This is a genomic window from Bradyrhizobium sp. MOS002, from assembly GCF_003020115.1.
GTDB lineage: Bacteria > Pseudomonadota > Alphaproteobacteria > Rhizobiales > Xanthobacteraceae > Bradyrhizobium.
In genome coordinates this window covers 123,566-135,151 of the sequence record NZ_PYFX01000007.1, presented here as the reverse complement: position 1 = coordinate 135,151, position 11,586 = coordinate 123,566, and the positions used below count along the sequence as shown (strand labels likewise).

General features: G+C 64.5%; 9 protein-coding genes. 5 read left to right on the top strand and 4 right to left on the bottom strand.

Annotation, left to right across the window (positions count from 1 at the left end):
* Nucleotides 1-13: 13 nt before the first annotated feature.
* From C7G41_RS22020 to C7G41_RS22010, 3 genes are all read left to right on the top strand, one after another.
* A complete protein-coding gene (locus C7G41_RS22020; RefSeq protein ID WP_106944493.1) occupies nucleotides 14-1,384 on the top strand; it encodes a sensor histidine kinase in 1,371 nt (456 codons plus the stop codon).
* Nucleotides 1,385-1,391: 7 nt separating this feature from the next.
* Nucleotides 1,392-2,042, top strand: coding sequence for a response regulator transcription factor (locus C7G41_RS22015; RefSeq protein ID WP_106944492.1), 651 nt, complete (start codon nucleotides 1,392-1,394; stop codon nucleotides 2,040-2,042).
* 141 nt (nucleotides 2,043-2,183) lie between these two features.
* Nucleotides 2,184-2,486, top strand: coding sequence for a hypothetical protein (locus tag C7G41_RS22010; protein ID WP_106944491.1), 303 nt, complete (start codon nucleotides 2,184-2,186; stop codon nucleotides 2,484-2,486).
* Nucleotides 2,487-2,532: 46 nt separating this feature from the next.
* Here C7G41_RS22010 and C7G41_RS22005 read toward each other — a convergent pair whose 3' ends face one another.
* A complete protein-coding gene (locus C7G41_RS22005; protein WP_199198532.1) occupies nucleotides 2,533-3,117 on the bottom strand; it encodes a TetR family transcriptional regulator in 585 nt (194 codons plus the stop codon).
* Between the two features lie 578 nt (nucleotides 3,118-3,695).
* On the opposite strand from C7G41_RS22005, the gene purB reads away from it, so the two are divergent.
* Together purB and C7G41_RS21995 are read left to right on the top strand one after the other, a co-directional pair.
* Nucleotides 3,696-5,003, top strand: a complete 1,308-nt coding sequence (gene purB / locus C7G41_RS22000) for an adenylosuccinate lyase (RefSeq protein ID WP_106944489.1) — start codon at nucleotides 3,696-3,698, stop codon at nucleotides 5,001-5,003.
* A 107-nt stretch (nucleotides 5,004-5,110) separates the two neighbouring features.
* Nucleotides 5,111-6,283: a M20 aminoacylase family protein gene (locus C7G41_RS21995; protein WP_106944488.1), complete on the top strand. Its 1,173-nt coding sequence runs from the start codon at nucleotides 5,111-5,113 to the stop codon at nucleotides 6,281-6,283.
* A gap of 143 nt (nucleotides 6,284-6,426) precedes the next feature.
* On the opposite strand, the gene C7G41_RS21990 is transcribed toward C7G41_RS21995, so the two are convergent.
* From C7G41_RS21990 to C7G41_RS21980, 3 genes are all read right to left on the bottom strand, one after another.
* Nucleotides 6,427-7,752 carry an LVIVD repeat-containing protein gene (locus C7G41_RS21990; protein ID WP_106944487.1) on the bottom strand — a complete coding sequence of 442 codons (1,326 nt, stop codon included), beginning with the start codon at nucleotides 7,750-7,752 and terminating at the stop codon, nucleotides 6,427-6,429.
* Between the two features lie 124 nt (nucleotides 7,753-7,876).
* Nucleotides 7,877-9,685 (bottom strand): caspase domain-containing protein, encoded by a 1,809-nt coding sequence (locus C7G41_RS21985; RefSeq protein WP_199198531.1) that lies wholly within the window; start codon nucleotides 9,683-9,685, stop codon nucleotides 7,877-7,879.
* A 30-nt stretch (nucleotides 9,686-9,715) separates the two neighbouring features.
* Nucleotides 9,716-11,557, bottom strand: coding sequence for a caspase domain-containing protein (locus C7G41_RS21980; RefSeq protein WP_373681142.1), 1,842 nt, complete (start codon nucleotides 11,555-11,557; stop codon nucleotides 9,716-9,718).
* Nucleotides 11,558-11,586: the final 29 nt, after the last annotated feature.

Below are 11,586 nucleotides of genomic sequence, written 5' to 3'. Positions count from 1 at the left end.
TTGGGGTGATCGCATGCGCCTTGTGCTTCAGCTCGTCGCCCGTCTGTTTCTCATCGTCGCGCTCTGCCTTGGGGCGGCGACCATCTGGGCGACGTTCGACGCCTATCGCAGCGTCGACCGGGCGACTGCGGCCTCGGCGCAGCGGGTCGCCCAGGCGCTTCAAGCCCTGTACTGGCACGAATTCCTGTTGCGCAGCAGCAGAACACGCGAGCAGCTTCTGCCGGTTCCGGAGTGGCGCACGCTGGAGACGATGAAGCTGATCTCACCCGGTGTCTGCGTCGAATTCCAACCGGCCATCGCATTCGAAAAGCCGCTCTGCGGCCAGAGCGAGGGGCTGGGCAAGGCGCCGCCGCGCTGGTTCGCGTCGATTGTGCCGACCTTCCTCGGCAGTCATGCCGAAGTGATACGGCCTGTCAGTCCCCGCGCGGCGACCGCCGGAACGGTGGTCGCGACGCCGGATGAATCGGCCGCCATCTCGCTCGCCTGGGAATACGTCCTCAACGTGATCGACGTCGCACTTTTGATGGCGGCGGCGATCGCGCTGCTGGCCTCGCTCGCGATCGCGCATGCGCTGGCGCCGGCGCGCACGATCGTGACCGCCTTGCAGCGCATGGCGCGCGGTCAGTATCGCACGAAACTGCCGCGCTTCCGCTCGATGGAGCTGGCGATGATCGGCAGCGCGGTCGGCGAGCTCGGCGGCCGATTGGAGGAAGCGACCGAGCAGCGCGCGGCGCTGACGCGGCGCCTGATCGAGATCCGCGACGACGAGCGCCGCGCGCTCGCCCGCGAGCTGCATGACGAATTCGGGCAAAATCTCTCGGCCATCCTCGCTTTCGCCAACACCATCGAGACGGCGAGCACGAAGGCAGACAAGCGCGACGACATCATGCAGGACGCGCGGATGATCTCGCAGGCCACGCACCATCTGATGGCCTCGTTGCGCGACGCGCTGAAGCGCCTGCGCAATCCCCTGCCCGCCGAGCTTGGACTGGAGGCGAGCCTCGTGAATTTGGTGGATAGCTGGCGCTCACAGAGCGCGGCGCGGCCGACGATCCAGCTCGATCTCAAGGGCGACCTCACCGACATCAGCGGCCCGGCCGCCACCACCGCCTATCGCGTCGCGCAGGAATGCCTGACCAACGCCTTGCGCCACGGCGCGGCACGCGAGATTTCGCTCAGCGTCGAGCGGCGCGCGGGATACGACGATGCGTTGCTGATCCGCGTCGAAGACGATGGCGGCGGCGACGCGGCACGCGTCGCGCAGTCGGCCGGCTTCGGCCTCACCGGCATCCGCGAGCGCCTCGCTGCGGCCGGCGGATCATTGTCGATCCTGCCCGCCCGAGGCGGACTCAGTGTCGCCGCGACCATCCCTCTCGCCGCGTGAGGCCGGGATGAACGAGACTACGGCAACAGGGATCTCCGTGCTGCTGGTCGACGACCATCCGATCGTGCGGCAAGGCTATCGGCGCGTGCTGGAAAGCCAGGGCGATCTGCATGTCGTGGCGGAAGCCGACAACGCCGCGGATGCCTACAGCGCCTTCAAGGCGCACGATCCCGAAGTGGTCTTGCTGGATATCTCGATGCCCGGCGCGAGCGGACTGGAGGCGATCCGCAACATCCGCGCGCGCAGCCCGCGGGCGCGGATCCTGGTTTTCACCATGCACAACGAGGCCGTGCTGGTGAAGGCAGCCTTCAGTGCCGGCGCCAGCGGCTTCGTCACCAAGAGCAGCGAGCCGTCCGCGGTCGTATCCGCGATCCGCAGCGTTGCGCGCGGCGAACGCGCCATGAGCGACGACATCGCGCACATCCTGGCCGAGGACAGCCTGTCGGCGGGCTCGGCGCTGGATCAATTGGGAGAACGCGAGATCGAGATCCTGCGCCAGTTCGCCGGCGGCGCCACGACCGAACAGATCGCAACGCATCTCAATCTCAGCGTAAAGACGGTGCAGAACTATCACTATCTGATCAAGACCAAGACCGGCGCGCGAACGGACGCGCAACTCGTGCGATTGGCGGCCAATTGTGGGCTGACCAGAATCTAGATGTTCGCCCCTCCCTGGAGCCAGGCGCACAGAGCTCTCCTCCGTATGCGGGCGTCTCCAAGGATATTTTGACCGCCTCGCCATGCGGATGGAACGGAGGCCGTCGAACTCCGGTTAGTACAGGAGTGAAGGAGTTCCGCCATGAGTAAGGCTATCCGCGAAGCTACCTATCCCGCGCTCATCACTGTCGGCGAGCTCATCGATGAACTCTGTCGCTTGCCGGACACAGCAACGATTCGATTCCACTGCCCCATGCTCGAACAGGAGCTTGCATTCTACCGGCTTCGAAAGCGGGCGAAGGACCTCGTCGAAATTGAAGTCAATGCGTATCCGGAAAGCCCGCCGGTCGTGCCATTGGCAGGTAACGCTCTTCGCGCGCGGAAAAAGTCCCACCATTCGCGTTCGCTCCGCGATGGTGCTCTCGCCCACAAGGTCGAGGGATAACAAGCGCCGCCCAGGCCGGCTATCGAACGGCCTGGAGGCATTCGGCCTATGCCTTCAACCCGCGCAGCAACAGCGCGAGCGTCGCATCGACGCGCGCCGAGAGATCGGCGTCCTTCCATTCGTCGGCGTGGGCCGGATGGTGGAAGCGGACGGTGGCATCGAAGATGGCGCGCGCGGTGGCCTTGACGTCGCCCACCTCGAACACGCCCTGCTTCACACCATCGGTCAGGATCGCCGCAATCTGGTCGATCATGGTGTCCTTGTGACACTTGACGGCTGCACAGGCCTCGCGCGCCAGAGTCAGATAGGTCTCGAACATCTCGGGGTCGTCGAGCACGCGCGAACGCTTGGCGGCGAACAGGGTGCGCAGCCAGCGGTCGAGCCGCGCCGGGGCCGGGCCCTGCTCTTCGGCGAGCTGGCGTAGCGGCGCGTCGATGCGGTCCAGCCAACGTTTGGCGACGGCCTCGCGCAGCGAGGCCTTGCTCGGAAAATGGCGGTAGACGCTGCCGTGGCTCACATCGAGCGCACGGGCCACGTCGACCACGGTGGCCTTGGCGAGTCCGTAACGCCGCAGCACGTCCTCGGTGACTTCGAGGATCCGCTCCGGCGTCAAGATTACGGCTTCGTTCATGCCAGCACCATGTTCCCGTTGAGGGCTCAGTTACCCGGCGATGGGGCTGCTTCCGAAGCGCCCGTGCCGGTCGTTTCGGAAAGCTCTCGCCTTAATGAGGCAGTTTTGCAGCCTGCGCCGCGATCTGGCGCGCAACCAGTAAATTGAGCCAATGCCCAATCGTCCCGGTCAAATTGATGATTTCGGTCGTCATTGTCGTAAGTCTCCAATCAATTGGCGGTCCCCGTTGTTCAATTGCGACCCTCAATCCCCCATTTACTTGGGACGTCGGGCTCCCGGGATGCCGCCAGACGCCCAATCGGAGCGTCCGAGAGCGGATATACACGTCTCGCTGACAGATTTCAATATCTGTCAGTCAATGATCCGTGATTGACAGTTAATATCTGCGCCCCCTGGGGCGCGGGCCACCCATCGCCCGCCGCGGACGGGCCGATCACCCCGCCCAGCCCAATCATCCCCCGCTACCTTGCCTCCGCCGTTTGTTTCGCCCTCCCCGCTCTGTTAAATCACGGCGTAAAAAACATTCTGGCAGGTCGCCCCCCTCGTGGGTCGCCCGCCCACCTTCCTGGAGCAGTCCAATGATCCCCCGCTATACCCGCCCGGAAATGGCCTCGATCTGGGAGCCGCAGACCCGGTTCAAGATCTGGTTCGAAATCGAGGCGCATGCGGCGGACGCCCTTGCCGAGCTCGGCACGATTCCCAAGGAGGCCGCCAGGACGGTCTGGGCCAAGGCCAAGGACGCCACTTTCGACGTCGCCCGCATCGACGAGATCGAACGCGAGACCAAGCACGACGTCATCGCCTTCCTCACCCATCTCGCCGAGATCGTCGGCCCCGAAGCGCGCTTCGTCCACCAGGGCATGACCTCCTCCGACGTGCTCGACACCTGCCTCAACGTTCAGCTCACCCGCGCCGCCGACCTGCTGCTCGCCGACCTCGACAAGGTGCTGGCGGCACTGAAGAAGCGCGCCTTCGAGCACAAGATGACGCCGACCATCGGTCGCAGCCATGGCATCCACGCCGAACCCGTAACCTTCGGCCTCAAGCTCGCCTATGCCTATGCGGAATTCTCGCGCGCCAGGGAGCGCCTGATCGCGGCGCGGAAGGAAGTCGCGACTTGCGCCATCTCCGGTGCGGTCGGCACTTTTGCCCAGATCGATCCGCGCGTCGAACAGCATGTTGCCAAGGCCATGGGCCTCGTCCCCGAGCCGATCTCGACGCAGGTCATCCCCCGCGACCGTCACGCGATGTATTTCTCGACACTCGGCGTGATCGCTTCTTCGGTCGAGCGTTTCGCGGTGGAGATTCGCCACATGCAGCGCACCGAAGTGCTGGAGGCTGAAGAGTTCTTCTCCGAAGGGCAGAAGGGCTCGTCCGCGATGCCGCACAAGCGCAATCCGGTGCTCTCGGAAAACCTCACCGGCCTGTCGCGCTTGGTGCGCGCCTATGTGACGCCGGCGCTGGAGAACGTCGTGCTCTGGCACGAGCGCGACATCTCGCACTCTTCCGCCGAGCGCATGATGGCGCCCGACGCGACCGTGACGCTCGACTTCGCGCTGGTGCGCCTCGCCGGCCTGATCGACAAGCTGCTGGTGTACCCCGCCAACATGCAGAAGAACCTCGACCGCCTCGGCGGCCTCGTGCATTCGCAGCGCGTTCTGCTGGCGCTGACGCAGAAGGGCGCGAGCCGCGAAGACGCCTACAAGCTGGTACAGCGCAACGCCATGCCGGTCTGGCGCGGCGAAGGCGACTTCCTCCAGCTCCTGAAGAAGGACGCTGAGGTGAAGAAGTATCTCACCGACGCCGAGATCGAGGAGCAGTTCGACCTCGGCTATCACTTCAAGCACGTCGACACGATCTTCAAGCGCGTGTTCGGAGAGAGCTGAACGTCATTCGTAGCCCGGGTGAGCGCAGCGATCCCCGGGACTTCTCTCACATAGATCCCGGATTTCGCTTCGCTCATCCGGGCTACAAATCAAGGCAGACCTTCCCCATGCCCATCGTCAACCGCGTTGCCGCCCTCTCCGACGAAATGGCCGCCTGGCGCCATGACTTCCACGAGAACCCGGAGCTGCAATACGACGTCCACCGCACCGCCGGCATCGTCGCCGACCGCTTGCGCGAGTTCGGCTGCGACGAGGTGGTGACGGGAATCGGCCGCACCGGCGTCGTCGGTGTGATCCGTGGCCGCAAATCCGCCTCGGGCAAGACCATTGGCCTGCGCGCCGACATGGACGCGCTGCCGATCATGGAGACGTCGGGCGTCGCCTATGCCTCCAAGGTCCCCGGCAAGATGCATGCCTGCGGCCATGATGGCCACACCGCGATGCTGCTCGGCGCCGCCAAATATCTCGCCGAGACGCGCAACTTCGACGGCACCGCGGTCGTGATCTTCCAGCCCGCGGAAGAAGGCGGCGGCGGCGGCAAGGCGATGGTCGAGGACGGGCTGATGACGCGCTGGAACATTCAGGAGGTCTATGGCATGCACAACATGCCGGGCCTGCCCGAAGGACATTTCGCGACCACGCCGGGTGCGATGCTCGCCTCCTCCGACAACATCCAGATCACCGTCCACGGCAAAGGCGGCCACGCCGGTGCGGGTCCGCACAAGTCGATCGACAGCGTGCTGATCGGCGCGCAGATCGTCAACGCGCTGCAATCGATCGTCGCGCGCAACGTCGATCCGCTGAAATCCGCCGTCATCTCGATCACGCAATTCCACTCCGGCACGGCCTTCAACATCATCCCGGAGATCGCCGAGCTCGGCGGCACCGTGCGCACGCTCGACCCTGAGGTGCGCGATCTCGTCGAGCGCCGCATCGGCGAGGTCGCCGACAGCGTCGCGCGCGCCTATGGCGGTTCGGCGGAGACCAAATACACGCGCATGTATCCGGTGACGATGAACCATGCGCGCGAGGCCGGCCTTGCCGCCGACGTCGCCCGCGACATCGTCGGTGCCGAGCGCGTCAACGACAAGTTCATTCCCATGATGGGCGCCGAAGACTTTTCCTTCATGCTGGAAGCGCGCCCCGGCGCGATGATCCTGGTCGGCATGGGCGACGGCAACGAGTGCCATCATCCCAGCTACATCTTCAACGACAACATCCTCGGCCACGGCGCATCGTATTGGGCACGCCTGGTGGAGACGCGGATGCCGGCGGGTTAGCGTCGCGTATCGCTACACTCGTAGCCCGGGTGAGCGAAGCGACACCCGGGAACGCTCGCGTCAGACTCGTCGCGGGGGCCCGGATATTGCCGCTGATCCAGGCTAAGATTGCAGGGTGGGTACAACAAACCACCCTGCACCGCTCATCCCTGATATTGCAGCACGTGCATGCCGGCGTTCCAGTCGGAGACGAACATCATCCCGTCGGGCCGGACATAGGCGTCACAGGTCTTGGCCGCGAGCGCGACGTTCGGGCGGGGGTCGATGAGCTTTTTCGGTGTCGGCGGCACCCAATACGCGATCTCCTTCGGTGCGAAGGCGTCCCTGACGTCGAACACCCTGACGCCGGCATTGTTGTAGGTCGCGAAGATCGTCTCCTCGCTCTGGAACGAGCCCGGGCGGTTCTCGTGCAGATTATGCGGCCCGAAGGTGCCGTTCGTGCAGAAATCGCGGTCGCGCGGGGTCGGCAGGGTTGCGATCGGCACCGGGTTTCCAGGCGCGCGCACGTCGAGAACGAAGGTATGGAACAGGCCCTTGGCGCAATTGTCCGCATTGGCTTCGTCCGCGACGATCGCGAGCTGCCGCTTGGGCAGCGGCAACGGCGTATGCGTGCCGCCGGCGAAGGGCGGCGACCAGTTGATGTGGGACAGCAGCTTCGGATTGGTGGGATCGCTGATGTCATGAATGGTGAAGCCGCCATCGCGCCAGGCAGCATAGCCGCGATCACCCGCCGTGATCATGTGATGGAGCGCAAAGCGCTTGCCCTTGGGCGTCGCCGGCTCGCCGGCCGCGCGGTTCATGCCCGGCAGCCACCATTTCGCAACGATCTCCGGCTTGGTGATGGTCTTGAGATCGACCACGCAAAGAATGTGGTCGGTGAAGCCGTCGAGATGCGCCGATACATAGGCATAGCGGCCGCCTGGCCACCACAGCCGGTTGATGCCGAAGCCGGGCATTTCAAGGAACGCGATCTCGCGCATCTCGTTTGGCTTGGAGATGTCGTGGATCGACAGCCCACAGCGAAACTTCTTGGCCTTGGTGATGCTGTCGACCAGCGTGTTCTCGAAATAGCCGCGCATGTTGTCGTAGGACTGCATCGCGACGATGTTGGCGCCGTTCGCAAGCAGCAGCAAATCTTCCGCCACCTGTAAATGATGGGTGCGGGTGTATTGCCCTGCGGTGAAGAAATTGACCGGCTTCAGCGCACGCGGATCGGATGCGTCCAGGATCGTCACACCGTCACTGAACATGTGTCCGACATAGACGTGCTGCCGGTTGAACATTACCTGCACGCTGTCGGGCCGTCCGCCGATGTCGCTATAGGAGATGTGCTTGATGCCCTTGCCGATGCCTTCCGGCGGAATGTCTGCCTCCGAAGCCCCTGCGGACCTCGACCACCCAGGCAGCGCGGCGGATCCGAACACGGCCGACAATTGCTGAAGGTGACTGCGGCGCGAGAGCTCAAGCATCGGTTTCCCCCATTTTTTTGGGAATGATGCTCGCTTGCGGCGGGGCACGCAAGCCTCGTGTCGCCTGCCCTCGCCTCAACCGCAGACGTGTCTGGTCCGGCCGGACATCACCGCCGCCTGGCCGTCAGTTGCAGACCTCGCCGGTGATCTTGGCGCTGGCGTTCGCATTGGGCACCGGCCCGAGGTGACAACCCTTTGCGACCGGCCTGCAGCCGGCGCCGTTGCAGATCATCTGGCCGGAGGCTTGTGACTTTGGTGCCGTTGACTCGGCATTTTTGCGGTCGCTATCGCGCCTCCTCGAATCCTCGCGCGTCGCGACCGGCTTCTTCTCTTGAATCTTCTCGCATTCGTTGTCGTCGCCGACGCGATAGCCGGCGCGGCAGGTGATCTTCGCGCATTGATCGCCGTCGGCCTTGAAGCCGAAATTACACACCAGCGGGCAGACGCGGCCCGGCTTCGCCTTCAGCGCATCGAGCGCGTCGATGCTCGCAAGCTTCGCGTCGAACTGGGTACCGGCATATTTGTTGAACAGCGTCAGCGAGCGCTGCGTTGCGGCGTTCCAGTCGCCGTCGGGGGCGGCCGAAAGACAGCCGACCCGGCGCAGTTCGCTCTGCACGGATTTCGCGAGATCGCCGGGCGGCAGGGAGCTTGGCGGCGGCGACAGCGCGGCGACCTTCCTGCTTTCGGCATCAGCCGCCTGCTTGTCCGTGGCCTGCTTCGCTGCCGCCTCAGCCGCCGCCTTCTCCATCGACCGCTTATCCGCGAGCGACTTGGCCGCGGCAGCTTCCGCCGCCTTGCGATCTCGTTCGGCTGCCTCGGCCTTGGCCTGCTCGATCTGCTTGGCTTTCTCGGCCGCAATTCTCGCCTCTTCCGCGGCTTTCGCAGCGGCGGCAGCTTTCTCCTGCTCGGCCTTCTGGGCTCGTTCGGTCGCGAGCCTCGCCTTCTCCTGTTCGGCCAGACGCGCCTTCTCCGTCGCGAGCGTGCGATCCTCCTCGGCGGCGATCTTCTTCAACTGCACGCGGGCGAGGTTGGCGTAAAAGCCGTCCGGATAGGTCTGGAGGAATGCTTCCCAGGCCTCGCGCAGCCCAGCCTGAAGGGCAAGCTCGTAGTCTTTGCGCACACTGTCCTGTGGATTTGCCTGCGGACCGGCTGTGGCGGCCGGCCTTGCCGGCACCAACGGCACATCGCTGCCGCCCAGGGATCCATAGACATACGGCTCCTGCTTGTTGCCGGTCTTCTTCAAGACGTCGTCACGGACAAACCCGAACGCCTTGCGCAGGTCGAGTCCGGGCTTCGGCAGATGATCGGTCAACGCGACTGCGAACGGGCTGTTGCGGGAGTCGCCATCCGACGCCGTCGATCCCGCCTTGGCCGCAAAGGCGATCATCGTGTTCGGACTGGTCGGCTCGACCTTGGCAAGCCCGCCACCAATCGCGCGCGAGGCCAGGGTGCGCTTCATCGTCTTGGCGAAAGGGTTGTCGCGGCAGGCATCGAGGATGACGAGACGGAGTTGCTTGGCCGGCTCGACGGCATACAGCGCGCGATCAAGCGCGATCGTCTCGTCGAGGACGTCGCCGTCGGTTTCCAGCATGGCATCGGTCGGAACGAGATAGTTGCTGCCGTCCAGCTCGATGCCGTGGCCAGCATAGTAAATCACCGCCATGTCGGCATCGCGCGTCCGGGCCGCGAAGTCGCGTAGCGATCGCCGCATTTCGCTGGCATTGAGGTCCAGCTTGATCTCGACCGTATCGAAGCCTGCATTCCTGAACATGCCGCCGACCAGGCCGGCGTCGTTCACCGGGTTCGCGAGCCGCGGTGCGTTCTTGTAGGCCGAGTTGCCGATGACGAGCGCAACGCGCTTGTCGGCCTGCGCAGGCGCGCTGGCGACGAGAGAGGCAAAAACCAATGCTAGATAAAGTCGATTGATGCGCACGAAAAATCACCTACGGGCTTGATGCACCGACTAATTGCAGACCTCTGCTACATTTCCTTGACCGACCGCCCCAACCGCTCCTCCCGTTCCCCATGAGCCGGTTGCGGCCACGAGCCTGCATCCGGACCGCACCGGACGACAGCCACCTGAGCCACAATAGATCTGGCCCGGTGATCGGGCTTGCGGGCTTGTGGGCGCGGCCTCCCTCTGTTGACGGTCGCTGTCTCGTTTCTTGGGCTCTTCGCGCGTCGCCACTGGCTTCTTGTCGGCAATCTTCTCGCACTCGTTGTCGTCACCGACGCGATAGCCGGCGCGGCAGGTGATCTTCACGCATTGATCGCCGTCGGCCTTGAAGCCGAAATTGCACACGAGCGGGCAGACCCGTCCCGGCTTCGCTTTCAGCGCATCGAGTGCGTCGACGCTGGCCACCTTCGCGTCGTACTTAGTGCCGGCATATTTGTTGAACAGTGTCAGCGAGCGCTGCGAGGCTGAATTCCAGTCGCCGTCCGCAGCCGAGGCAAAGCAGCCGACACGGCGCAATTCGCTCTGCACGGATTTTGTCACATCAGCCGCCGACAATGTGGATGCCGGCGCCGGCGCAAGGGCTGCAACTTTTTGCTCGACCTCAGGCATCTGCCGATCGGCCGTCGGCTTTGCCACCTGCTCTGCCTTCTCGGCGGCCTGCTTGGCGGCAAGCTCGGCCTTGGCCCTCTCGGCGGCCTGCTTCTCGGCCTGCGCTTTCGCCGCAGCGGCTTCGGCAAGCTTCCGCTGGTGCTCCGCCGCGTCCGCTCTTGCCTGCTCGATCTGCTTCTGTTTCTCCGCCGTGATCCGGGCCTCTTCGGCCGCCTTCGCCACCGCGGCCGCCTTGTCCTGCTCGGCCTTCTGAGCACGTTCGGCAATAAGCCTTGCCTTCTGCTGCTCGGCCGCATTCGCTTTTTGCTCGGCCGACGCGCGCGTCTCTTCAGCGGCGATCTTGTTCATCTGGCCCTTGGCCAGATTCGCATAGAACCCCTCGGGATATTGCGCCAGGAAGGCTTCCCAACCGTCGCGCGTGGCAAGCTGCAGCGCGAGTTCGTAATCCCTGCGAATAGAATCCTGCGGATTGGCCTGCGCTCCGGTCGCTGCCGGCTTGGTCGCGACCAGCGGCACATCGTCGCCGCCGAGCGAGCCATAGACGTAGGGCTCCTGCTTGTAGCCGGTGCTCTTGAGCACATCGTCGCGCACGAAGCCGAACGCCTTGCGCAAATCGAGGCCCGGCTTGGGCAGGTGCTCGACCAAAGCGAGGGCGAACGGGCTGTTCCTGGAGTCACCGTCGGACGCGGTCGAACCTGCCTTCGCCGCGAAGGCGATCATGGTGTTGGGGCTGGTCGGCTCGACCTTGGCAAGCCCGCGTCCGATCGCGCGCGAGGCCAGCGTCCGCTTCATGGTCTTCGAAAACGGATTGTCGCGGCAGGCATCCAGGATGATCAGGCGCAGCTGCTTGGCCGGCTCGACCGCGAACAGCGCGCGCTCCACCGGGATGGTCTCATCGAGCACGTCGCCATCCGTCTCCAGCGTCGCGTCAATCGGAATGAGATAGTTGGTGCCTTCCAGCTCGATGCCGTGACCGGCGTAGTAAATGACCGCCATGTCGGCATCGCGCGTCCTGCCGGCAAACTCACGCAACATGCGCCGCATCTCGCTGGCACTGAGATCCAGCCTGACATCGACGGAATCGAACCCCGCCTTCTTGAACATGCCGCCGACCAGGGTGGCATCGTTCACGGGATTGCCGAGCTTGGGCGCGCTCTTGTAGGCGGAATTGCCGATGACAAGCGCGACCCGCCGGTCCGCATGGGCCGGTCCGCAGGCGAGGCCAATGGCCAAAATCAACAAAGCAAATATCCGAAACGGAATCACTT